18 protein-coding genes are annotated in these 22,566 nt (G+C 74.2%); 5 read left to right on the forward strand and 13 right to left on the reverse strand.

The annotated features are described in order from the left end of the window. Positions 1–207 precede the first annotated feature (207 nt). Both OG422_RS02840 and OG422_RS02845 read left to right on the forward strand, forming a co-directional pair. The gene (locus OG422_RS02840) at positions 208–1,338 is read left to right on the forward strand and encodes an aminoglycoside phosphotransferase family protein (protein WP_405739267.1); all 1,131 of its coding nucleotides are present in this window, start codon (positions 208–210) and stop codon (positions 1,336–1,338) included. Between the two features lie 403 nt (positions 1,339–1,741). Next, on the forward strand, positions 1,742–3,742 hold the full coding sequence (locus tag OG422_RS02845) for an N-acetylmuramoyl-L-alanine amidase (protein WP_405747612.1): 2,001 nt from the start codon (positions 1,742–1,744) through the stop codon (positions 3,740–3,742). A 51-nt stretch (positions 3,743–3,793) separates the two neighbouring features. Here OG422_RS02845 and OG422_RS02850 read toward each other — a convergent pair whose 3' ends face one another. The 5 genes from OG422_RS02850 to OG422_RS02870 all read right to left on the reverse strand — a co-directional run bounded on the left by OG422_RS02850 (position 3,794) and on the right by OG422_RS02870 (position 8,788). Next, entirely contained in the window at positions 3,794–4,294 is a 501-nt protein-coding gene (locus OG422_RS02850; protein ID WP_143945135.1) for a hypothetical protein, read from the reverse strand. Between the two features lie 383 nt (positions 4,295–4,677). Further along, positions 4,678–5,841 carry a thiolase domain-containing protein gene (locus OG422_RS02855; RefSeq protein ID WP_405739271.1) on the reverse strand — a complete coding sequence of 388 codons (1,164 nt, stop codon included), beginning with the start codon at positions 5,839–5,841 and terminating at the stop codon, positions 4,678–4,680. Next, the gene (locus OG422_RS02860) at positions 5,838–6,884 is read right to left on the reverse strand and encodes a thiolase domain-containing protein (RefSeq protein WP_405747613.1); all 1,047 of its coding nucleotides are present in this window, start codon (positions 6,882–6,884) and stop codon (positions 5,838–5,840) included. The genes OG422_RS02855 and OG422_RS02860 overlap by 4 nt, the downstream gene beginning before the upstream one ends. An 8-nt stretch (positions 6,885–6,892) precedes the next feature. Then, positions 6,893–7,885, reverse strand: a complete 993-nt coding sequence (locus OG422_RS02865; protein ID WP_405739274.1) for a Zn-ribbon domain-containing OB-fold protein — start codon at positions 7,883–7,885, stop codon at positions 6,893–6,895. Between the two features lie 102 nt (positions 7,886–7,987). Continuing rightward, positions 7,988–8,788, reverse strand: coding sequence for a crotonase/enoyl-CoA hydratase family protein (locus OG422_RS02870; RefSeq protein ID WP_143941672.1), 801 nt, complete (start codon positions 8,786–8,788; stop codon positions 7,988–7,990). Positions 8,789–8,953: 165 nt separating this feature from the next. On the opposite strand from OG422_RS02870, the gene OG422_RS02875 reads away from it, so the two are divergent. Then, positions 8,954–10,582 carry an acyl-CoA synthetase gene (locus tag OG422_RS02875; RefSeq protein ID WP_405739277.1) on the forward strand — a complete coding sequence of 543 codons (1,629 nt, stop codon included), beginning with the start codon at positions 8,954–8,956 and terminating at the stop codon, positions 10,580–10,582. A gap of 24 nt (positions 10,583–10,606) precedes the next feature. Here OG422_RS02875 and aroQ read toward each other — a convergent pair whose 3' ends face one another. After that, positions 10,607–11,269 (reverse strand): gamma subclass chorismate mutase AroQ, encoded by a 663-nt coding sequence (gene aroQ, locus OG422_RS02880; RefSeq protein WP_405739280.1) that lies wholly within the window; start codon positions 11,267–11,269, stop codon positions 10,607–10,609. A gap of 202 nt (positions 11,270–11,471) precedes the next feature. Between aroQ and OG422_RS02885 the strand changes: the two genes are divergently transcribed. Then, positions 11,472–12,308 carry a class I SAM-dependent methyltransferase gene (locus OG422_RS02885; protein WP_405739283.1) on the forward strand — a complete coding sequence of 279 codons (837 nt, stop codon included), beginning with the start codon at positions 11,472–11,474 and terminating at the stop codon, positions 12,306–12,308. 112 nt (positions 12,309–12,420) lie between these two features. Here OG422_RS02885 and OG422_RS02890 read toward each other — a convergent pair whose 3' ends face one another. The 5 genes from OG422_RS02890 to OG422_RS02910 form a co-directional block, all read right to left on the reverse strand. Next, entirely contained in the window at positions 12,421–13,221 is an 801-nt protein-coding gene (locus tag OG422_RS02890) for a VOC family protein (RefSeq protein ID WP_405739285.1), read from the reverse strand. Between the two features lie 229 nt (positions 13,222–13,450). Next, on the reverse strand, positions 13,451–15,016 hold the full coding sequence (locus OG422_RS02895) for a fatty acyl-CoA synthetase (RefSeq protein ID WP_405739288.1): 1,566 nt from the start codon (positions 15,014–15,016) through the stop codon (positions 13,451–13,453). A gap of 96 nt (positions 15,017–15,112) precedes the next feature. Next, the gene (locus OG422_RS02900; RefSeq protein WP_405739291.1) at positions 15,113–16,678 is read right to left on the reverse strand and encodes an acyl-CoA synthetase; all 1,566 of its coding nucleotides are present in this window, start codon (positions 16,676–16,678) and stop codon (positions 15,113–15,115) included. Positions 16,679–16,706: 28 nt separating this feature from the next. Further along, positions 16,707–17,810 carry an NAD(P)H-dependent flavin oxidoreductase gene (locus OG422_RS02905; protein WP_405739294.1) on the reverse strand — a complete coding sequence of 368 codons (1,104 nt, stop codon included), beginning with the start codon at positions 17,808–17,810 and terminating at the stop codon, positions 16,707–16,709. 118 nt (positions 17,811–17,928) lie between these two features. After that, positions 17,929–19,434, reverse strand: a complete 1,506-nt coding sequence (locus tag OG422_RS02910) for a DUF4157 domain-containing protein (RefSeq protein WP_405739297.1) — start codon at positions 19,432–19,434, stop codon at positions 17,929–17,931. 257 nt (positions 19,435–19,691) lie between these two features. Between OG422_RS02910 and OG422_RS02915 the strand changes: the two genes are divergently transcribed. Beyond that, on the forward strand, positions 19,692–20,987 hold the full coding sequence (locus OG422_RS02915) for a glycoside hydrolase family 27 protein (protein ID WP_405739299.1): 1,296 nt from the start codon (positions 19,692–19,694) through the stop codon (positions 20,985–20,987). Positions 20,988–21,034: 47 nt separating this feature from the next. Here OG422_RS02915 and OG422_RS02920 read toward each other — a convergent pair whose 3' ends face one another. After that, positions 21,035–22,201 (reverse strand): MFS transporter, encoded by a 1,167-nt coding sequence (locus OG422_RS02920; protein WP_405739302.1) that lies wholly within the window; start codon positions 22,199–22,201, stop codon positions 21,035–21,037. 2 nt (positions 22,202–22,203) lie between these two features. After that, positions 22,204–22,536 carry an MFS transporter gene (locus OG422_RS02925; protein WP_405739305.1) on the reverse strand — a complete coding sequence of 111 codons (333 nt, stop codon included), beginning with the start codon at positions 22,534–22,536 and terminating at the stop codon, positions 22,204–22,206. Between the last annotated feature and the right edge of the window lie 30 nt (positions 22,537–22,566).

Genomic DNA, 22,566 nt, shown 5'->3' on the forward strand with positions numbered 1-22,566 from the left:
GGGTGCGCCACATGGTCTGCCACCCGCGCCGGTGTGTTGTGTAGACGTGTCGCCCCCGGCCCGGTGGCGGGACCGCATTCCCCAGGGTGCGAGCCCTGCTCCAGGGGCACGCCGAACCGGCCTTCTGCACGAGGTCCGTCCGGCGGGCTCCCGCCACCGGGCCGGGAGCGCACCACTCGTCGGCGCACGAAGGGATCCGTCTCACCCATGTACGCAGCATCGTCCGCCGTGACCTCCCCCACCCGGACGTACCGTCACCAGCCCGCGGGCGGCCGGCCGTACCCCGATCCGGCCGCCGGCGCGGGGACGGTGCCCGGGCTTGCGGGCGGCCGGGTCCGGCAGGCGGGCGTGGTCGCCCAGCCGCTGAGCGGGCGGCTCGATCTGTCCGGCCCCCAGGGCGCCCCGCTGCGCGCCGCCGTCGCCTCCGTGCACCGCATCTGTCCGGAGTTCCATCCGGTCCAGGTGCTGCGGCGCGGCGGCCGGTCCGTCCTCCTGGTGGGCACGACGGGACGGACCACGGCGGTCGCGAAGTGTTTACTGGACCGCTCCCCCGCCTGGGTCGAGCGGTTCCGGCAGGAAATAGTGGCGTACCGGGCGTTCGTCCGGCACCGTCCCCCGGTGCGGGTACCGCGGCTGGTGGCCGCCGACCCCGACAACTGCACGCTGGTGGTGGAGCGGATGCCGGGCCGCGTCGCCGCCCTCCAGCGCCACCCCTCCGAGGCTCCGGCGCGCGGGGACGTGCGGGCGGCGCTCGGCGCGATCTGCCGGATCAATCTCTGGCGGCCGCCGCCCGGGCTCTTCGACGCGCCGCTGGACTACGGCCGCCGGATCGCGCGCTACCACGAACTGGGGCTGCTGACCGACCGGGACCTGGGTGACCTGCGGAAGCTGCTGCGCGGCATCCCGCACGTCCAGGGCCAGTTCTCGCACGGCGACGCGCTGCTGAACAACGTCCTGCTGTCGCCGATGGGCCCGGTGCTGCTCGACTGGGACAGCGCCGGGTGGTACCTGCCGGGCTACGACCTGGCGACGCTGTGGGCGCAGCTCGGTGAGGCTCCGGCGGCGCGCCGTCAGATCAGTCAGCTGGCCCAGGCGGCGGGCCCGGCGGCGCGGGACGCGTTCCTGGTCAATCTGATGCTGGTACTGACGCGGGAGATCCAGCGGTACGAGAGCGCGGTGCAGCGCACGATGCGGGAGCCGGTGCCGGAGGGCACTCCGGCCGGGGGCGTGCCCGGCGCCCTGTCCGCGGGCGAGGAACAGCGGCTGTTGCTGCGACGGCTGCACGACGACGCCCAGATGGCCCGGCGGGCGGTACGGGCGGCGGTCGGCACCCGCTGACGACCGGCCCTGGGGGCGGCGCATCCGGAAGGACGGATGCGCCGCCCCTTCGTCGTGCCGGGGCACGGGCGCGATGCCGGGGCCAGGGCGCGCCGCCCCGTGGCGCACGGCCGCGCTCCCGGTTCCGTGGCCGCCCGGCGAAGTGGTCCGCGGCCGCCACTGGTCCATTCCACTGACGCCCCGCAGGCCGCGGGCCGATCCCGGGAAGACTGCCTCCGTACCGCGCTGACATGCGAAATCCCGCTGTGGTGAGGTGATTGACGGATCGTTGGGCAGTCGATACCTCTAGGCCGGTCGGGTCTCATGAGACGAGTCCCGTCCCGTTCGGACGTCTGCGCATCACCCGTCACAACGCCCCGGCCGGGGCCGGTCCCAGGAGGTTGCCTTGCGAAGACTGCGAAGAATCCGGAGAGCCGAACCGGAGGGCGGACGACGCACCTCCCGCCCGGCCGTCCGCACCGCGACGGCCCTCGCCGCCGGGGCACTGCTGCTCCCACTGGTGTCGGCCACCGGTCCGGCCGGGGCCGCCGAGCCCGCACCGGACACCCTCCAGCGGGCCTTCACCGAGGCCGCCGCCCGCTACCACGTACCGCGCAGTGTGCTGCTGGGCGTCTCCTACCTGGAGTCCCGCTGGGATGCGCACGGCGGTGCGCCCAGCGTCGACGGCGGGTACGGCCCGATGCATCTGACGGACGCCCGGGCGGCGGTGGCCCGGCCGGCGGCGCGCCGCAGCGAGGCGGACGACGACCCGCGGGGCGACACCGCGCGGCCGGTCGCGGCCGGACGCCGGGTCACCGCGCCGCAGCCGCTGCCCGCCGAGCTGCCCGCGCGGCTGCGGACGCTGCCCCGGGCGGCCGAGCTGACCGGCATTCCGGCGGCGAAGCTGCGCACCGATCCGGCGGCGAACGTCCTCGGCGGCGCGGCGCTGCTCGCCGCGGAGCAGCGCACGCTGGGGCTGCCGCGCGACGCCGGTCCGGCCGGCTGGTACGCCGCGGTGGCGCGGTACGCCGGGGCGGGCGACACGTCCGGCGGGCGGGTCTTCGCCGACGAGGTCTTCGACACGCTGCGGCGCGGTCAGGCGCGGACGACGGACGCGGGGCAGCGGGTGGCGCTGGCGGCGCGTCCGGCGCTGCGCCCCGACGCCGGACAGGCGAAACGTATCGCCCCGGCGGTCCTGCAGGCGGCCGATCCGGCGGCGCGGCCCGAGTGCCCGGCGACGGTGGCGTGCGAGTCGGTCCCGGCGCCGTACGAGAAGTTCGGGAACGACGACTACGGCAACCACGACAAGGCGGACCGGCCCAAGGACCTCAAGGTCGACACGATCGTCATCCATGACACCGAGGGGTCGTGGGAGACGTCGCTGAAGCTGGTCCAGGACCCGACGTATGTGTCGTGGCACTACACGGTCCGCTCGTCCGACGGGCTGATCGCCCAGCACGTGCCGACGAAGGACGTCGCCTGGCAGGCCGGGAACTGGTACATCAACTCCCATTCGATCGGCATCGAACACGAAGGGTTCCTGGCGGCGCCCGACGCCTGGTACACGGAGGCGATGTACCGCAGCTCGGCGCGGCTGGTGACCTATCTGAGCCGGAAGTACGGGGTGCCGCTGGACCGGCAGCACATCCTGGGCCACGACAACGTGCCGGGCACGACGACGTCGACGATCCCGGGGATGCACACCGACCCCGGTCCGTACTGGGACTGGGCGCACTACTTCACGCTGCTGGGCAAGCCGTTCGCGGCGGGGCGGCGGGCGGCGGGCGATCTCGTCACGATCCGGCCGGACTACGCGACGAACACGCCGCCGTACACGGGCTGTGAGAAGGCGGGCGCGCCCTGTGCCGCGCACGGGTCGGAGGCGGTGCGGCTGCGCGTCGCGCCGAAGGCGGACGCGGCGCTGGTCAAGGACGTGGGGCTGCGGCCGGACGGCAGTGCGTCGACGATCGACGTCAACGATCTGGGGGCGCGGGCCAGCACCGGCCAGCACTTCGCGTTCGCCGGGCAGCAGGGCGACTGGACGGCGATCTGGTACCTCGGGCAGCGGGCGTGGTTCGAGAACCCGGCGAAGCGGCCCACGGCCTTCCGGACAGCGGGCGCGACGGTGACGCCGAAGGCGGGCCGGGCGACGATCCCGGTCTACGGGCGGGCGTACCCGGAGAAGGCGGCGTATCCGGCGGGTGTCCCGGTGCAGGAGGTGTCGCCGCTGCCGTACCAGCTGCACGCCGGGGAGCGGTACGCGGTCGGCGGGAGCGTGCGCGGGGACTACTTCTCCGCGTCCGGCTTCGACACGGCCACGCACGCCGTCGTACGGGGCGAGGACCGCTACTACGAGATCCAGGTCGGGCACCGGATCGGGTATGTGCGGGCTGCGGACGTCGACGTCCGGCGGGGCGCGGCGTAACCGGCTGCCGCAGGGGCCGGGGAGTGGTGACGCTTCCCGGCCCTCGGCTCGTCAGTGCTGCTGGAAGAGTTCGGCCGGGAGCGGCTTGAGGAGGGCGTAGAGATCGTCCGTGATCGGGCGGTCCCAGCTGGCGATGGTGACCAGCACGCCGTCGCTGCGGTCGAACTGGGCGCAGGAGACGCGGCTTTCGGAGCACTTGATGCGCTTGACGATGAGGAGGTTGTCGTCGTGCATGACGGGGGTGTCCTCGCTCTCGACGACCTCGACCGGCTCGTCGTTGCCGAGCGCCGCCAGCAGCTGGGCGACCTCGAAGGGCACCTCGCCGTCGGCCAGCTCGCGGGCCGGGGAGCCCTCCGGGAGGTTCCCGATGACCATCGCGGGGCCGCGGCCGCCGAACAGGTCGTAGCGGAGGAAGACGCCCTGGCAGGTGCCGTCGGGGGCGGGCAGCAGCCCGGCTCCGAGATTGCCCGGCCAGTCCCCGGGATCCATGGCGAGGACGTCGAAGTCAGGCCCGGCGGGCGTGGCTGCGCTGCGGCGGCGGAGGAAGGACATGCCGCCATCGTACGTGCCCGGACGGCGGTCGGCGGACCCGACGGCGGGGGCCGGCGGACGGGCGCGGGGGACGGGTCGGGGCCCGGCGCGGGGCCTGGGCTGTGGTGTGGGGGCCATGGGCGGCGGGTGGTGGTGGCGGCGCCGGGTGCGACGGTTCGCACCGGCTCGTGCGGCCGTCCGGGGCCCCGGTGCGTACGGCTCGACGGCGACGGGTGGTGGACGGGACTGCTCCGGCCGTGAGGGCGGGCGGGGCCGGGAATGGCCCGTCGGCAGTCGGGCCCGGCCGGGATGCGGCGGGCGGCGTCCGGGGCGGGCGGGGCGCGGGCGGGCCGCCGGGTGCGGCCATGGCCCGCGGGTGCGCGTGGGCGCCGCCCCGGCCCGCCTCACTCCGGCCGGTCGGCCCCCACCAGCCACATCGAGAAGAACTGTGCGCCGCCGCCGTAGGCGTGGCCCAGGGCGCGGCGGGCGCCGTCGATCTGGTGGTCCCCGGCCCGGCCGCGTACCTGGAGGGCGGCCTCGGCGAAGCGGAGCATGCCGGAGGCGCCGATGGGGTTGGTGGACAGGACGCCGCCCGACGGGTTGACGGGCAGGTCGCCGTCGAGGGCGGTGACGCCGGACTCGGTGAGTTTCCACCCCTCCCCCTCGGCGGCGAAGCCGAGGTTCTCCAGCCACATCGGCTCGTACCAGGAGAACGGTACGTACATCTCGACGGCGTCGATCTCGCGGCGCGGGTCGGTGATGCCCGCCTGGCGGTAGACGTCGGCAGCGCAGTCCCGTCCGGCGCGCGGGGAGACGAAGTCCTTCCCGGCGAAAAGGGTGGGCTCGCTGCGCATGGCGCCGCCGTGGAGCCACGCCGGGGGGTGCGGGGAACGGGCGGCGCCGGTGCGGTCGGTGAGGACCATCGCGCAGGCGCCGTCGGAGGAGGGGCAGGTCTCGGAGTAGCGGATGGGGTCCCACAGCATCGGCGAGGACTGCACCTTCTCCAGGGTGAGGTCCGCCTCGTGGAGGTGGGCGTAGGGGTTCTTCAGGGCGTTGCGGCGGTCCTTGTAGGCGACGAGGGAGCCGATGGTGTCGGGGGCCTTGCTGCGGCGCATGTAGGCGCGGACGTGCGGGGCGAAGAAGCCGCCCGCCCCGGCCAGCAGCGGCTGCTGGAAGGGGATGGGCAGGGACAGGCCCCACATCGCGTTCGACTCGGACTGTTTCTCGAAGGCGAGGGTGAGGACGGTGCGGTGGACGCGGGCGGCGACGAGGTTGGCGGCGACCAGCGCGGTGGAGCCGCCGACGGAGCCCGCGGTGTGCACCCGGAGCAGGGGTTTGCCGACGGCGCCCAGCGCGTCGGCGAGGAACAGTTCCGGCATCATGACGCCCTCGAAGAAGTCGGGGGCCTTGCCGAGGACGACGGCGTCGATGTCGCGCCAGTCGAGGGCGGCGTCGTCGAGGGCGCGGCGGGCGGCCTCCCGGACGAGTCCGGCGAGCGAGACGTCGCGGCGGGCGGCGACGTGCGCGGTCTGGCCGATGCCGACGACGGCCACGGGCTCCTTGCTCATGACTCCCCCTCCAGGACGGCGACGAGGTTCTGTTGCAGGCACGGGCCCGAGGTGGCGTGGGCGAGGGCGCGGCCGCTCTCGCCGCGCTGGATGCGGGCGGCGGCCTCGCCGATGCGGATCAGGCCGGTGGCCATGGCGGGGTTGGCGGCGAGCGCGCCGCCGGACGGGTTGACGGTGACGCCGTCCCCGAGCCGCAGGGCGCGGCGCAGCACGATCTCCTGGGAGGTGAACGGGGCGTGCAGTTCGGCGAGGTCGACGGGGCGGTCGAAGGCTCCGGCGCGGTCGGCGGCGAGGCGGGTGGAGGGCGAGGCGGTGAGGTCGCGGACGCCGAGGGAGTGGGCCTCCACGCGGTGGTCGATGCCGCGGATCCAGGCGGGCCGGCCGCAGAGCGCGCGGGCACGGTCCCCGGCGGCGAGGATCACGGCGGCGGCGCCGTCGCCGACGGGCGCGCAGTCGCCGCGGCGCAGCGGGGCGACGACATGATCACCCTGCGGGCGGGGGCCGCGCAGTTGGGCGTGCGGGTTGTCCGCGGCGGCGGCGCGGGACCGGGTGGCGACGGCGGCCAGCTCGTCCTCGCAGGTCAGGCCCGCGTCGAGGAGGGCCTGGGCCTGGAGCGCGGCGAGGGCGACGGAGTCGGGCCACAGCGGGGCGAGGTAGTACGGGTCGAGCTGGCGGGTGAGGACCGCGCGCAGATCGCCCGGGGAGGACTTTCCGTAGGCGTAGACGAGGGCGGTGTCGGCCTCGCCGGTGAGGAGGGCGACCCATGCCTCGTACAGCGCCCAGGCGCCGTCCGTCTCGACATGGGATTCGGAGATCGGCGGCCAGGCGCCGACGGCGTCGAGGGCCATGGTGAAGGAGAAGGCGCGTCCGGCGAGGTAGTCGGAGGAGCCGGAGCAGGTGAAGCCGATGTCGCGGGCCTTGAGGCCGGTCCGGTCCAGGACGTCGTGGAGGACGGGCATCACCATCTCGGCCTCGGAGACCTCGTGGCTGTCGGCCACATGATCGCTCTGGGCGAAGGCGACGACAGCGATGTCGCGGGGCAGGGCCGGCATCAGATCAGCTCCTTGTAGCTGTCGTAGTCGGCGTCGGGTTCGCCGGTGGGCCGGTAGTGGTCGGGGTAGCGGCTGCCGTCGCGCCAGACCGGTTCGACGCGCAGTCCCATGCGGACCTGGTCGTACGGGATGCCGCCGATGCGGGCGTGGAGGGGCAGTCCGGCGCCGTCGAGGGCGATGTGGGCGTAGACGTAGGGGACTTCGATGTCGAGGTTGCGGGCCTTGATGTTGACGATGCAGAAGGTGGTGACGGTGCCGCGGGGGCCGACCTCGGCCTGTTCGGCGGTGGCGATGCCGCAGGTGGGGCAGGCGCCACGGGGCGGAACGTAGATCTTGCGGCAGGACGGGCAGCGTTCGCCGAGGGTGCGGCGTTCGCCGAGGGCCCGCAGGTAGCGGGACTGGGCGCGGCCGGGCGCGTAGGTGTAGTCGAGCCGGGCGGGGGCGGTGATGCCGATGACGGGGTCGTCGAACTCGCCGCTGTGGGCGGCCGGTTCGGCGGGTTCCGGGGCGGGCCCGTCGTCCGGGGTGAAGCAGGCGATGTCGGTGACGGCGCCGGTGCGCTCGGCGGCCCAGCGGATACGGACCCGCATGCCGGTGCGGACGGCGTCGGGGCCGGAGACGTCCAGGGCGTGCAGCAGGGCGGTGTCGGCGCCGTCGAGGCGGACGAGGACCCAGGCGAAGGGGGTGGCGAGCGGCTGGCCGCGGCGCGGGGACGGGTTCCAGGCCCAGGTGGTGACGGTGCCGGTGGGGGCGACCTCGACGAGCTCGCGCAGCTCGGCGCCGGTGTCCGGGTCGTACTCGGTGGGCGGGACGACGGTGCGGCCGTCGGTGGCCTTGATGCCGAGGACGGTGCGTTCGCGCAGCCCGGTCAGGAAGGCGCCGCGGACGGGGCCGAGTGACCGGGTGAAGGGGAACTCCACGACGAGGGGTGCGGTGAGGGCCTCCTCCGGCTCGGCGGGGGGCGCGGTGGGCTCGGGCGTGACCTCTGGCATGCGGGCTCCTTGGGTGGGCGCGTGGCCGGGGGCGCGCAGGGTGCGGCGTGCGCCCCCGGCGGTGGGACGCGCGCCGGGCGCGAGGTGTGGGCCGGGGCGCGGTCAGGCGCGCCGGAAGACGGGCGGGCGTTTCTCGGCGAAGGCCCGGGCGCCCTCCTTGGCATCGGCAGTGTCGAACACCGGCCAGCCCCGGGCGAGTTCGGCGGCGAGGCCGTCCGCCTCGGACAGGTCGGCTGTCTCGTACACGGACGCTTTGACCGCCTCCACGGCGAGCGGCCCGCAGGCGTTGATCCGCTCGGCGATCTCCAGGGCCTTCGCCAGCGCCCCGCCGTCGGGGACGACATGGCCGATCAGGCCGATCCGGGCGGCCTCGGATGCCGGGTACGGGCGGCCGGTGAGCAGCATCTCCAGGGCGTGGGTGCGGGGGATCTGGCGCGGCAGGCGGACGGTGGAGCCGCCGATCGGGAAGAGTCCCCGGGCGACCTCGAAGAGGCCGAAGACGGCGCTCTCCCCCGCGACGCGGATGTCGGTTCCCTGGAGGATTTCGGTGCCCCCGGCGACGCAGTGGCCCTCGACGGCGGCGATCACCGGTTTGCGGGGGCGGTGGTGGCGCAGCATCGCCTTCCAGTGCAGGTCGGGGTCATCACGCAGCCGCTGGCGGTAGTGGTCGCCGGCCATGCCGTCACCGGCGAGGGCCTTGAGGTCCATGCCCGCGCAGAAGGTGCCGCCGGCGCCGGTGAGCACGACCGAGCGGACCGTGTCGTCCTCGTCGGCGGCGCGCCAGCCGTCGTGGAGGCCGACCAGCATCGGCAGCGACAGGGCGTTCTTCGCCTCCGGCCGGTTGAGGGTGAGCACCAGGGTCGCCCCCTCGCGGTGCACGGTGAGATGTTCCGTCCCGCCCATGTCCGTCCTCCCGTCTGTGGACGCAGAACAGGGTGCAGGAGCGGTACGGCGACTTCAAGAGTTTTCTGACACTCAGTCAGTTTTCTTCGCCGTGGCCCTTCCCTGCTGCCGTGGCCGACGCTCTAATGGCCGCCGAGCCGCCGTCCGGCACGGTCTGGAGGAGACGTGGAGTACAACCTGGCCGACCTCTTCGAATCGATCGTCGACGCGGTCCCCGACCGCGAGGCGCTGGTGTACGTCGACCACCCGGGCAGCGGCGCCGAACGGCGGCTGACCTACGCGGAGCTGGACCGCGCCGCCAACCGCCTCGCCCACCACCTCACCGCGCAGGGCGTCGCCCCCGGCGACCACGTCGGACTCCACCTCTACAACGGCGTCGAATACCTCCAGGCCCTCTACGCCTGCCTGAAGATCCGCGCCACCCCCGTCAACGTCAACTACCGCTACGTGGAAGATGAGTTGGCCTATCTCTACCGGGACGCCGACCTGGTGGCGCTGGTCTTCGACGGGGAGTTCACCACCCGGGTGGCCACCGCCGCCCCGCACGCGCCCGCGCTGCGCCATCTCGTACGGGTCGGGCCGGCGCCCGAGGGCGCGCCGGAGCCGGAGCCGGTGCCGGTGGCACTCGCGGACGCGGAGGCCGCGGGGTCCCCCGGGCGCGGGTTCGCGCCGCGCTCCGCCGACGACCGGTTCATCATCTACACCGGCGGCACCACCGGGATGCCCAAGGGCGTGGTCTGGCGCCATGAGGACCTGTTCTTCTCCGGGATGGGTGGCGGCGCCCCTACGGGTGAGCCGGTGCGGCGGCCGGAGGAGGTCGCGGAGCGGGTGGCGGCCGGGGGCGACGGCATCGTCTTCTTCCCGACGCCGCCACTGATGCACGGCACCTCCACGCTGACCGCGTTCATCGCCTTCCACTTCGGCCAGAAGGTCGTCCTGCACCGCAAGTTCGCACCCGAGGAGGTGCTACGCACCGTGGCGCGGGAGAAGGTCACCAGCGTCTCGCTGGTCGGCGACGCGATGCTGCGGCCGCTGACCGATGCGCTCGCCGGTCCGCTGCGCGGCACCGACTGCTCCTCGCTGTTCAGCGTCTCCAGCTCCGGCGCGGTGCTGTCGGAGACGGTCCGCGCGCAGTTCACCGCGCTGGTGCCGCAGGCGATGCTGCTCAACAACTTCGGCTCGTCGGAGTCCGGCTTCAACGGCACGGCGACCGACGACTCCGGGCCCGAGCGCGGGTTCCGGGTGCGGGTCAATCCCCGTACGGCGGTGGTCGATCCGGCGACGCGGCGGCCGGTCGCCCCGGGCGAGGTGGGCCGGATCGCGCTGCGCGGCCACGTACCGCTGGGCTATTACCACGACCCGGTCAAGAGCGCCGAGACGTTCTTCGAGGCGGACGGCGACCGCTGGGTGCTGCTCGGCGACATGGCCACCGTCGACGCGGACGGCGTGGTCACGGTCCTGGGCCGCGGTTCGCAGTGCATCAACTCCGGCGGCGAGAAGATCTACCCGGAGGAGGTCGAACAGGCCCTCAAGGCCCATCCGGACGTCTACGACGCGCTGGTCGCGGGCGTACCCGACCCGCGCTGGGGCAGCCGCGTCGCGGCCGTCGTCCAACTCCGCCCGGGCGCGGCCCCCCTGGACACCGAGGCGGTACGCGCCCACTGCCGCTCCCGCCTGGCCGGGTACAAGGTACCCCGCACGGTGGTCGTGGCCGAGCGCATCCAGCGGTCGCCCAGCGGCAAGGCGGATTACCGGTGGGCGAAGGCGGTGGTGGGGGGCGGGGGCGAGGGGTGAGGGGCGCGCGGGCGCCGTCGCCCGTCAGCCACCGCACACCGACCGCACCGCGCGTCCCAACGCCCTGGTGTGCAGGGCGTCCAGCCGCTCCTCGTGCCGTACCCGGTCGGCGGCCACCCCCAGGACCACCGGACAGTACGGCGCGGAGCGGGCGTGCGGGGAGGCGGCGACGGCGCGGACCAGGGCGTCGTTGACGCGGTTGATCTCGGTGCGGACCTTCGCCAGGTCGGGCCGCTCCCGCGGCGCCCGCGCCGGGTCCGCCTCCCAGGCGCGGTACAGGCCGCGCTGCACGGTCTTGCTGGCCTCGATCTGGTCGCGGAAGATCCGCCGGGTGACCTCCGGGTCGGCGCCGAGCCGCCGGGCCTGCGCGGCAGCAGCGTCCAGCACCTCCCGCTCCCGTGCCGGGTCGTCGATCGGCGCGCCGGTCCCCCATTTGGCCGCCGCCACCAGGTCACCCAGGGCGGCCCGCTCGGCCGACAGTGCGGCGAGCGGCCGGAGTTGACGGTACGGGGAGTGGACGAACGCACCCGCCGCGGGCGGCGCGCCCGGGGCCGGAGCGGCGTGCGGCAGGTTGGCGTGCGCCCCCGCCGTGGTGGTGGCGGCTTGTGCTCCGCCCGTCCCCGCGAGCAGCAGCACCGCGCTCGCGGCGGCGGGCAGGAGGCGGCGTATCGAGGGGATCAGCTGCACCTTTCGGCCTTTCTCGTATCGGGCTTCCGGAACCGCTCCGTGCCGGGACCGGCGGTCGTACGTGGCCCGGCCGGATGAGCCTACGGGGCCGACGGGGCGGCCGGACGCGGTTTTGTCCGGCCGGTTCCGGGAGGTGGCCGGTGGTCGTCCGGGCATCCCGGCTGCCACGATGAGCGGCCATCGAGGAAAGGCGGGAGCGGCCATGACCACCTGGGACGCGGAATCTTTCGACCGGTTCGAGCGGGAGGGCTGGGCCGGGCGTGGCGATGCGTATCGCGAGGGATTCGCCCGGCTCACCACCCGGTTCGTCGCGCCGTTGCTGGACGCCGCGGGCGTCGGGCCCGGCACCCGGCTGCTGGACGTGGGCTGCGGTCCCGGCCCGGTGTCGGCCGCGGCGCTGCGGCGCGGCGCGGAGGTGACGGCGGTGGACGCCTCCCCGGAGATGGCCGCGCTCGCGGCGGCCGCGCACCCCGGGCTCGACGTCCACGTCGCCCTCCTCGACGCGCTGCCGTTCGCCGACGGGGAGTTCACCGCCGTGACCGGCAACTTCGTCATCAACCACCTGGGGGACCCGGCCGCGGGTCTGACGGAGGTGCGCCGGGTGCTGGCGCCGGGCGGGCGGGCCGCGCTGACCTGCTGGGACCAGGAGGCGATGCGGGCGCTGGCGCTGTTCGGGGAGGCGCTGGCGGAGTCCGGGGTGCCCCGGCCCGCCGAGGCGCCCGAGGACGCGCCGTTCCTGGCCGGGTACGACGTCACCGAACGGCCCGCGGCCTTCTGCCGGTTGCTGGACGCGGCCGGTTTCGCGGACGCCGATGTCGAGACGCTGCGGCTGCTGCACCGCGTCGACCCCGGCCAGTGGTGGCACGACGTCGCCGCCGGTACCCCGATGACCGGCACCGTCCTGAGCCATCTCGACGCCGCCTCCCGCGCGGCGGTACGCCGGATCTACGACCGTAAGGTGGCCGCCCACGCGGTGGGCGACGGCTTCGTGGCCCTGCCCGCGGTGGCCCTGCTGGGCACGGCGACTCGGGGGGCGTGACGCGGGACGTGCCGGGCCGGGTGCGGGCGGCGGATCGCTTCGGGCGGCCCCGCCGACCGGCCCCGGTCTCCGGCTCCCCCGGCACCCCCGGCTCCCCCGGCACCCCACCGGGTCAGCTCATCGTCGGATCCCCCTGGATCAGCGCGAACGGGGCGCCCCACGGGTCCTGGAGCCCGGCGATGCGGCCGACGCGCGGTACGTCCATGGGCCGGATCTGCACGCGGGCGCCCAGCTCCGTGGCCATCTCGAAGGTGGCGTCGCAGTCGGTGACGCCGAAGTACGGATGCCATTCGGAGCCCGAACCGGCGTCCAGATGCTCCTTCTGGAGCTGCATGATGCCGCCCTGGCCGGTGTCCTCGCCCTTGCCGCCGCCGGGCGAGGAGACGATGCCGTAGACCGGGCCGCCGCCCATCGGCATGTCCTGGTAGCTCCAGGAGAAGACCGTGCGGTAGAACTCCCGGGCCGCGGCGTCGTCGGTGGTGTACAGCTCCGTCCAGCACAGGGTGCCGGGCTCCGTGACGGCCTGGAGGCCGGGGTTCTCCCGGGGCTGCCAAACGCCGAAGTCGGCGCCGGTCGGGTCGGTGAACGCCGCCATGCGCCCGGCGGTGAAGACGTCGCCCGGCTCCATCCGTACCGCTCCCCCGGCCGCGACGACGGCACGGGCGGTGGCGTCCGCGTCAGCGGTGTGGAAGTAGACGGTCCAGGACGGGGTGGCGCCCTCCTCGGTCAGCGGGCCGATCGCGCCGACGGTGCGGCCGTCGAGCTGGAAGAAGCCGTAGCCCCCGGCCTCGGGCCCCGCGGACCGGAACGTCCAGCCGAAGACGGCGGAGTAGAACGCGACGGCGGCGTCGGTGTCGGTGGCGCCGAGGTCGATCCAGTTGGGCGTGCCCGGTACGTAGTCGGTGGTCAGCATGGGTCCTCCGAGGTCCTTCGCCTTGCGCGGACGAATGGCTGTGCGGTGCCGTGACGGTGCTGCGGTCGGCGCGCCGTGACGCGGTGGACGGCGCACGGCAACCGTGGCCGACGCCCCGCCGAGCGATGACGCTCCATCACCGTCCGTGGTGTCCCCGGCCGGTTCCCAGCATGGCAGGGGGCACTGACAGTCGCCCTCCGTACACGCGGTGGCCCGCGATCTCTGCCGGTCAGCGGGCGGCGAAGCGGGCGCGCAGCTCCCGTTTGAGGATCTTGCCGCTGGCGTTGCGCGGCAACGCGTCGACGAAGAGGACGCGCTTGGGCACCTTGAACCCGGCGAGCCGGGCCCGTGCCGCGTCGATCAGCTCCCGCTCCCCGACCGGTTCGCCGGCCGGTCCGTCCGCGCCGTCCGGTGCGGGCGTGCGGACGACGACGGCGGTGACCGCCTCGATCCACCGCTCGTCGGGCAGGCCGATCACCGCGACCTCCGCCACCTGCGGATGCGCGTAGAGGGCGTCCTCGACCTGACGGGAGGCGACCAGCACCCCGCCGGAGTTGATGACGTCCTTGACCCGGTCGACGACGGTGAAGTAGCCGTCGGCGTCGCGTACCGCCAGGTCACCGGAGTGGAACCAGCCGTCGCGGAACGCCTCGGCGGTCTCCTGCGGCTTGTCCCAGTAGCCGCTGCACAGCTGCGGGGAGCGGTAGACGATCTCGCCGCGTTCGCCGTCGGGCACCTCGCGGCCGTCCTCGTCGACCAGCTTCGCCTCGACGAAGAGCACCGGGCGGCCGCAGGAATCCATCCGTCCGGCGTGGTCCCCGGGCCCGAGGACGGTGGCGAGCGGGCCGATCTCGCTCTGCCCGAAGCAGTTGTAGAAGGCGAGACCGGGCAGGCGGGCCCGGAGGTGCTCCAGGACCGGTACGGGCATGATCGACGCGCCGTAGTACGCCTTGCGCAGTCCGCGGAGGTCGCGGACGGCGAAGTCCGGGTGCCGGGCCAGGCCGATCCACACCGTGGGCGGCGCGAACAGGCTGTCCACCCGGCCGGTCTCCACCAGCGAGAAGAGCTGCCCGGCGTCGGGCCCGTCCACGAGGGTGTTCTCGGCGCCGACCGCCAGATAGGGCATCAGGAAGACGTGTATCTGCGCCGCGTGGTAGAGCGGCAGCGCGTGCAGCGGCCGGTCGGTCTCCTTGAGGTCGAGGGCGACGACGGCGCTGGTGTACGCGTGCACCAGGGCGCGGTGCGTCATCATCGCGCCCTTGGGGAGCGCGGTGGTCCCGGAGGTGTAGAGGAGCTGGACGAGCGCGTCGCCGTCGTCCCCGGGGGCGTCGTGGTCCGTCTCCCCCGTGTCGGTGTCCGGGGCGTCCCGGGGTGGCTCCGCGATACGGGCGAGCAGTCCGTCCGGGGCGTCCCGCAGCGGCAGGGCGGGCAGGTCCGCCGGGAGCCGCGTGGCGAACGCGGGGTCGGTGAGGACGAGGGAGCTGCCGGACTGGTCGAGGACGTAGCGCAGGTCCTCGCCGGTGAGGGCGTGGTTGACGGGGACATGCACCAGCCCCGCGCGGGAGCAGGCCAGGAAGCCGATCAGGTAGGCGTCGGAGTTGCGTCCGTAGGCGGCGACCCGGTCGCCGGGGGCGAGGCCGAGCCCGCGCAGCACCCGCGCCGCCGCGGTCACCGCCTCGTCCAGTGCCCGGTAGGTCCAGGCGCGGTCGGCGTACCGCACCGCCGCCCGCCCGGGCACCCGGCGCGCGCTGCGCCGCAGGACTCCGTCGACCGTGTTGCTCCGCGCTGCCGTCATGGCGCGATCCTCGGCGCCGCCCCGGCCCGGGTCAAGGCACCGGGCAGGGGCGTTCGGCCCCGGCGCGCACCCCCTCGGCGCGCGCCGGTCGGCTTCCTAGGCTGGGCCCGTCGCCTCCCGCCCCTCCCAGTACGGCGCCCGCAGCCGTCGCTTGTAGAGCTTGCCGTTGGGGTCGCGGGGCATGGCGGGGACGAAGTCGACGGACTTGGGGAGCTTGTATCCGGCCAGCCGTCCGGTGCAGAACTCCAGGACGGCGGCGGCGAGTTCGGGGCCGGGGGCGTGGCCGTCGGCCGGTTCGACGACGGCCTTGACCTCCTCGCCCCAGTCGTCGTGCGGAATGCCGAAGGCGGCGGCGTCGGCGACGGCGGGGTGGGCGAGAAGGACGGATTCGATCTCGGCGGGGTAGATGTTGACGCCGCCGGAGATGATCATGTCGATCTTGCGGTCGCGGAGGAAGAGAGAGCCGTCCTCGTCGAGATAGCCCAGGTCACCGACGGTGAAGAAGTCGCCGACGCGGTTCTGCCGGGTCTTGGCGTCGTCCTTGTGGTAGCGGAAGCCGCCGGTGCGCATCTTCAGGTAGACGGTGCCCAGTTCGCCCGGGGGCAGGCGGTTGCCGTCGTCGTCGAGGACGGCGAGTTCGCTGATCGGCCACGCCTTGCCGACGGTGCCGGGCTTCTTGAGCCAGTCGTCGGCGGTGGCGAACGCGCCGCCGCCCTCGCTCGCCGCGTAGTACTCCTCGACGCAGCCGCCCCACCAGTCGATCATGGCGCGTTTGACGTGGTCGGGGCAGGGCGCCGCCCCGTGGATGGCGTGCCGCATCGACGTCACGTCGTACCCGGCGCGGACCTCCTCGGGGAGGGCCAGCAGCCGGTGGAACTGGGTGGGGACCATATGGGTGTGGGTGGCGTGGTGGGCCTCGATCAGCCGCAGCATCTCCTGGGGCGACCAGCGGTCCATAAGGACCAGCCGGTGGCCGATGTGCAGGGAGGCACCGGCGAACTGGAGGACGGCCGTGTGGTATAGCGGCGAGCAGACCAGGTGGACGTTGTCGTCGAACGGCCGGATGCCGAAGATGCCGAGGAAGCCGCCGAGATGGGTCTCCTCGGGCGGGGTGCCGGGCAGCGGGCGGCGGATGCCGCGGGGGCGGCCGGTCGTGCCGGAGGTGTAGTTCATGACCCAGCCCAGGGTGCGGTCGGCGGGCGGGGTGTCCGGCTGTCCGTCGAGGAGGTCGGCGTAGGGGCGGAAGCCCTCGGCGGCGCCGACGGCGTAGCGCCGCCCGGCGGGCAGCCCGGCTTCGTCGGCGGCGGCGCGGGCGGCGTCGGCGAACCGTTCGTGGGCGAGCAGCACCTTCGCGCCGGAGTCCGCGACGATCCAGGCGATCTCGGGCCCCACCAGGTGGTGGTTGACGGGCACGAAGTAGAAACCGGCCTGGGACGCGGCGAGGTACGCGGTCAGGAACTCGACGCCGTTGGGCAGGACGGCCGCGAAGGCGTCGCCGCGGGTCAGTCCGGCGGCGCGCAGCCCGTGGACGAGGCGGTTGCCCGCGGCGTGCAGGCGGCCCGCGGTCCACTCCTCGCCGTCGGGGGCGATCAGAACGGTGCGGTCCGGGTCGGCGGTGGCCTGGGCCCAGAAGCCGGTGGGCGGTGCGGAGTGGTCCGTCATCGTGCTGCCTCCTCGGCGGGCGCGGCGGTCAGGCGCGGCCCGCGATGCGGTTGATGCGGTCGACGGCCTTCTCGAAGCCGCGGGTGAGATCGTCGAAGACGGCCTGCACGCTGCGCTCGCTGTTCATCCGGCCGACGATCTGGCCGACGGGCGTGCCCAGCAGCGGTTCGACCTCGTGGCGCTGGATACGGGAGTTGGCCTCGGCGACCAGCAGCCCCTGGAGGGGCATCGGCAGGGTGCCGGGGCCGTCCGCGGCGTCCCAGGCGTCGGTCCAGGCGGTACGCAGCTGACGGGCGGGTTTGCCGGTCAGGGCGCGGGAGCGGACGGTGTCGCCGGGACCGGCGGCGAGGAGCTTGGCGGTCAGGCGCCGCGAGTGGAGTTCGGCCTCCTCGGTGGTCAGCCAGAGCGAGCCGAGCCAGACGCCCTGGGCGCCGAGGGCGAGCCCGGCGGCGATCTGTTCGCCGGTGCCGATGCCCCCGGCGGCGAGCACCGGCAGCGGATCGACGGCGGCGACGACCTCGGGGGTGAGCACCATCGTGGCGATCTCACCGGTGTGACCGCCGGCCTCGTAGCCCTGAGCGACGACGATGTCGATCCCGGCGTCGCGGTGGTGACGGGCGTGGCGGGGGCTCCCGGCCAGCGCGGCGACGCGGATGCCACGGTCGTGGGCGCGGGCGACGACATCGGGCGGCGGCGAGCCGAGGGCGTTGGCGAGGAGCTTGATCGGGTGGTCGAAGGCCACATCGAGCTGGCCGCGGGCGACCTCCTCCATCCAGCCGGTGATCCGCCAGCCGGACACCTCGCCCTCCGGGAGCGGCGGTACGTCGTGCTCGGCGAGAATCCGTGCGGCGTAGCGGCGGTGGCCCTCCGGGATCATCGCCTCGACCTCGGCCTCGGTGACACCTTCGACCTTGCGGGCGGGCATGACGACGTCGAGCCCGTACGGCAGGCCCTCGGTGTGCGCCTCCATCCAGTCCAGGTCGCGGGCGAGTTCATCGGGCGCGGTGTAGCGGACCGCGCCGAGGACGCCGAAGCCACCGGCGCGGGTGATCGCGGCGGCGACCGCGGGGAACGGCGTGAACCCGAAGACGGCGTGCTCGACGCCCAGCGTGGTGCTCAGCTCGGTCTGCATGGGCGCAGGATGCCGTAGGGGGCGGCAGGAGGGAAGAGGTTTTCTGACGCAGCGTCAGTCCGAGCCGTACCGGCGGCCACCGGGCCCCGGCGCGCCGGTGCGCCGGGGTCCTCGGGCGTCAGAGATCGAACACGAAGTACACCTCGGGGCTCGACCCGGGAACCTTGATGGCCGTCGGGGTGGGGTGGTTCGCGGTCATGGTGGCCGTCTTCATCCCCTTCTGATCGGAGCTCTGGAGCAGCGGGCCGGAGCTGAACAGGTGCAGCTGGCCGGCCTTGCTCGTGGTCCGGGTGAGCAGCGTCCAGACCTGCTGCTCGTGGGCGGGCTCGGCCCGCAGCACCTTCAGGCTCTTCCCGAGCTTCTTGGTCTTGGGGGCCGTCTCGTCGATCGGCTGCTTCGACTGGTCGACAACGAGCGTGGCGGGGCCCAGCGTCTCCACGGCACCGGCCTGCGCCGGTGCGAGGTCGAGGCCGCTCTGGATGGAGCTGTTGGTGTTCTCGTCGCCGAGCCGGAGGTTGGCCGGGGAGTTGTTGAGGGCCTTGATCAGGTCGTTGGCCAGCTTGTCGGCCTGGGCCGCCTGGGCGGCCGAGCCCGAACCCGCCTTCGGGAAGAGCTTCTTCAGCGCGTTCAGCGCCGTCTCCGCGGCCTTGAACTCGGTCTTGCAGACCGCCGCCAACTGCGTCGCCGTCGGCAGGCCCTGCTGGTGCACCAGGAGGTTTCCGCCCTTCGGGTAGACCGCGTCAACCACTCCGTAGAGATAACCGACCGCGTCCTCACCGTTCAGGCACTTGTTGACGGCCTCCATCACACCGGCAGTGATGGTCTCGTACGAAACGGTGTGGCACCGGGCCTGCCCGGGCCCCACCGGCATAGCGTTCTGCAGGCCGGTGCTGAAATCGTGGCGACCGGCCTTGACCAGTGCGCCGCCCTTCGCCGCCGTCTTCCGCTGCACCGGCGCCCCCGCCCGCTCCACCGGCCCGGAGGCGGTGGCCCGCTCCTCCGTCGGTGCGGCCGCCGGTCCCGACAGGACCCGGTGGGCGTTCTCCTCCGCGGCGCGTTCGAAGCGGTCGCCGGGGTCGCTGACGCTCAGGCCCTGGCCGTTGTCGGTTCCGGCGACCGGACCCTGGCGCTGCTGGATGACGTGGGTGAGTTCGTGGGCGAGGGTGTGCCGGTCGCCGCCGCCGTCGCCGATGACGATGTGGTTGCCGGAGGTGAAGGCGCGGGCGCCGACCTCGGCGGCGGAGCTGCGGGCCGCGGGGTCGGTGTGGAGGCGGACGTCGGAGAAGTCGGCGCCGAGCCGGGCCTCCATGTCCGTGCGGGTGTCCTCGTCCAGGGGCCGACCGGGGGTGCGCAGCACCTCGTGGACGGCGGAGCGCTGCACCGCGGGGTGCCCGCAGCCGGGGCCGTGACGGTGCTCCTCCTGGGCCCAGGGGTGGCCGTCCGCGCGGAGCATCTGCACGACGGCGGCGTTCCCCGCGGTGCGTTGGAGGGCCGCCAGCGCCTGGGGCGGCGCACCGGCGGCGTGCGACGGCGGCTCGGAGGCGCGGGAGACGGGGGGACGGGCGACGGAGCGGGTGGGAGGGGCGGTGGGTGCGGGCCGGTCGGCCGCGTCGCGGGCGCGCATGGAATCCCTCTACGGAACGAATCGGGTGGGCTTCCTGGATAGCCGACGGCGCGCCGGGGCGCCATGGCCATGAGGGCAGCACCGCCGACCGGACAGGCAACGCCCGACGGGCCGGACGGGCAGCGCCCCGCCCCGGCCATGCGCCGGGCCCGGCGACTGAATCCCCGTCAGCTTGCGGCGGGGTGTCTTGACCGGCCCCGGGTGCGGTCCTAACCTCCGGCCGATCCCGCCCCGCTTCGTCCCTCGTGAGGTGCCCTGTGCGTATTCCTCCGATTTCCCGTCCCGGCCGTGCCGTCGTCGGACTGACCGCCGCGGCCGTCTGCGCGACCGGCCTGCCGGCGGCCACCGCCCCGGCGTCCGCGGACCCGGCGCCCGCCGCCCGGCAGAGCGCGGAGCGGTACCCCGATCTGACGCCGACCCCGCCGATGGGCTGGAACAACTGGTCGTACTACATGTGCGACGTCAACGAGAAGGTGATCCTCGACAACGCCCGGGCGCTGGTCCGCACCGGGCTGGCGGCGAAGGGGTACGACACCGTCACCGTCGACGACTGCTGGACGCGGAAACAGCGCGGTCCGCAGGGCGAGCTGGTGACCGATCGGACGAAGTTTCCGCACGGTATGGCGTACGTCGGGCGGGAACTGCACCGGATGGGCCTGAAGTTCGGCATCTACGGCGACGCCGGGACGCTGACCTGCGAGAAGTACCCGGGCAGCCTCGGCCACTTCCAGCAGGACGCCGACCTGTTCGCGAGCTGGAAGGTCGACTACCTGAAGTTCGACGGCTGTAACGTACCGACGGCGCCGGGCCGCACCAAGGAGGAGACCTACCGCGACGTCTACGGGCAGATGAGCCGGGCGCTGCGCGCCACCGGCCGTCCCATCGCCTTCTCGGTGTCCGCCCCGGCGTACTTCCAGTACGAGGGCGATGCGCTCTGGCACCGGGTCATCGGCTGGTCCGGGGAGGTCGGCAACCTCTGGCGGGAGGGGCGGGACATCGCGGTGGAGAAGCACACCCCGGCCGCGAAGTGGTCCTCGATCCGCTACAACTTTGACTACAACGCCCAGTTGGCGGCGTTGCAGCGCCCCGGCCGGTGGAACGACCCGGACTTTCTGCTGGCCGGCGACTCGGGGCTGACCGAGACGGAGATCCACAGCCAGATGGCGCTGTGGGCGGTGATGGCCGCACCGCTGATCTCCAGCACCGATCTGACCCACCTCTCCCCCGCCGCGCTGCGGGTCCTCGGCAACAAGGAGATCATCGCCGTCGACCAGGACCCGCTGGGCGTCCAGGGCAAGCTGGTGCGGCACGACGAGGACGCGGCGGTGCTGTCGAAGCCGCTGCGCGGCGGCGACCGGGCCGTGGCGCTGTTCAACTCCGGTGACACGCCCCGCACGGTGTCCACCACGGCGGCCGTCGCCGGACTGCCCGCCGCGCGCTCCTACCGCGTACGCGACCTCACCACCGGCCGCACCACCCGCACCACCGGCCCCCTCACCGCCACCACGCTGGCGCCGCACGCGACGGCGCTGTACCGGGTGAGCGCGGAGTAGCGGGCACGGCGTCGGCGGGCGGGGCCGTGGCCCATCCGCCGGTGCCGCTACGCCTCGTCGGGCCGCGGCTCCACCCTCGGTACGGGCGTCCGCCGCGGTGCCGGGCGCCCGAGCGGCAGGTGCCACAGCAGCACCGCGGTGAGCAGCGAGAGGGCCGCGACGGCCCCGCAGAGCGCGGCGAACGCCTCGGTGTAGCCCTTCTCCTGCGGCGCGCCCGCGGCCCGCGCACGGGCGTGGACCGCCAGGAACGGCAGCATCAGCACGGCCATGCCCAGGGCGTTGCCCAGCCGCTGCACCGCGCTGAGCAGGCCGGAGGCGCCGCCGATGTGCCGGTCGGCGACGGTGCCCAGCACCGCGTTGAGGCTCGGGGTGACGAAGAATCCCTCGCCCACGCCGAGGATCACCAGCGCGGGGAGCAGATTGCCGGGGGCGCCTCGGGGGGCCGCCAGGCAGAGCAGCAGCGCCAGGCAGCCGCCGGTGGTGTGCAGCAGCGCCCCGGTCAGCAGCACCGCGCGGGCGCCGAACCGGCGGCCGAGCCGTCCGGTGGCGTACGAGGCGACCGCGACGGACAGGGCCAGCGGCGCGAAGAAGAGGCCCGCGCGCAGCGGGGAGGCGCCGAGGCCGTCCTGCAGCAGCAGGGTGTAGCCGAGGTAGAGCGGTGGCATGGTGGCGGCGAACAGCAGGATCAGCGCCGAACCACCGGCGAAGGCGCGGTCGCCGAAGAGCCCGGTGTGCAGCAGCGGAGCGTCGTCACGCCGGGTGCGGCGCACCTGGGTGGCCACGAACGCCGCCAGTGCGACCACGGCAAGGGCCAGCAGCCCCACCCGCCGGACGGGCGGGCCGATCCGCTCCCCCTCGATCAGCAGCATCAGCAGCGCGCCCAGCCCGACGGCGCCCAGCGCGGATCCGGCCCAGTCGATCCGGTCGGCGTCCGGCGCCCGCGATTCGGGTACCGCGTACGGGGTGAGCAGGAGCGCGGCGATGCCGATCGGCACATTGATCAGGAACACCGGACGCCAGCCGAGACCCAGCAGATCGGCCTGGGTCACCGCCCCGCCCAGGACCTGTCCCAGCACGCTCGCCAGCGCCTGCACCGCGCCCATGAGTCCGAAGGCACGGGCGCGTTGTCCGGGGTCCGGGCACGCCACCCGGATGATCGCCAGGACCTGCGGGGTGAGCAGGGCCGCGGCGCAGCCCTGCACCAGCCGGGCCACGATCAGCTCCGTCGGGGTACGGGCCAGCCCGCAGGCGACGAGGCGAGGGTGAACCCGGCCAGGCCCACGGCGAACATCCGCCGCCGCCCGTACACATCGCCCAGCCGTCCGCCGGTGATCAGCCCGATCGCGTAGGCCAGGGTGTACCCGGCGATGACGAACTCCGTGGCGGCGGCGTCCGCGTGCAGATCGGCCTGGAGGGCGGGCGCCGCGACGTTGACGATGAAGGTGTCCATCATGGCGATGAACGCCCCGGTCAGCACGGTGGCGAGGCCCAGCCGGAGACGTGGTGCGGCGGCCCGTTCCGGGGCCGCTGCGAGTTGACGGCCGGTCATCGCGGATCGTCCTCCGTGTCTCGGGGTGCC

This window comes from Streptomyces sp. NBC_01525 (assembly GCF_045040405.1).
Lineage (GTDB): Bacteria > Actinomycetota > Actinomycetes > Streptomycetales > Streptomycetaceae > Streptomyces > Streptomyces benahoarensis.

Coding starts and splice junctions, on each gene's coding strand:
- OG422_RS02885 (WP_405739283.1), top strand. CDS start 11,472: ATGACCACCTGGGACGCGGAATCTTTCGACCGGTTCGAGCGGGAGGGC.
- OG422_RS02910 (WP_405739297.1), bottom strand. CDS start 19,434: ATGCGCGCCCGCGACGCGGCCGACCGGCCCGCACCCACCGCCCCTCCC.
- OG422_RS02895 (WP_405739288.1), bottom strand. CDS start 15,016: ATGACGGCAGCGCGGAGCAACACGGTCGACGGAGTCCTGCGGCGCAGC.
- OG422_RS02840 (WP_405739267.1), top strand. CDS start 208: ATGTACGCAGCATCGTCCGCCGTGACCTCCCCCACCCGGACGTACCGT.
- OG422_RS02865 (WP_405739274.1), bottom strand. CDS start 7,885: ATGCCAGAGGTCACGCCCGAGCCCACCGCGCCCCCCGCCGAGCCGGAG.
- OG422_RS02905 (WP_405739294.1), bottom strand. CDS start 17,810: ATGCAGACCGAGCTGAGCACCACGCTGGGCGTCGAGCACGCCGTCTTC.
- OG422_RS02925 (WP_405739305.1), bottom strand. CDS start 22,536: ATGACCGGCCGTCAACTCGCAGCGGCCCCGGAACGGGCCGCCGCACCA.
- OG422_RS02850 (WP_143945135.1), bottom strand. CDS start 4,294: ATGTCCTTCCTCCGCCGCCGCAGCGCAGCCACGCCCGCCGGGCCTGAC.
- OG422_RS02890 (WP_405739285.1), bottom strand. CDS start 13,221: ATGCTGACCACCGACTACGTACCGGGCACGCCCAACTGGATCGACCTC.
- OG422_RS02855 (WP_405739271.1), bottom strand. CDS start 5,841: ATGAGCAAGGAGCCCGTGGCCGTCGTCGGCATCGGCCAGACCGCGCAC.
- OG422_RS02870 (WP_143941672.1), bottom strand. CDS start 8,788: ATGGGCGGGACGGAACATCTCACCGTGCACCGCGAGGGGGCGACCCTG.
- OG422_RS02900 (WP_405739291.1), bottom strand. CDS start 16,678: ATGACGGACCACTCCGCACCGCCCACCGGCTTCTGGGCCCAGGCCACC.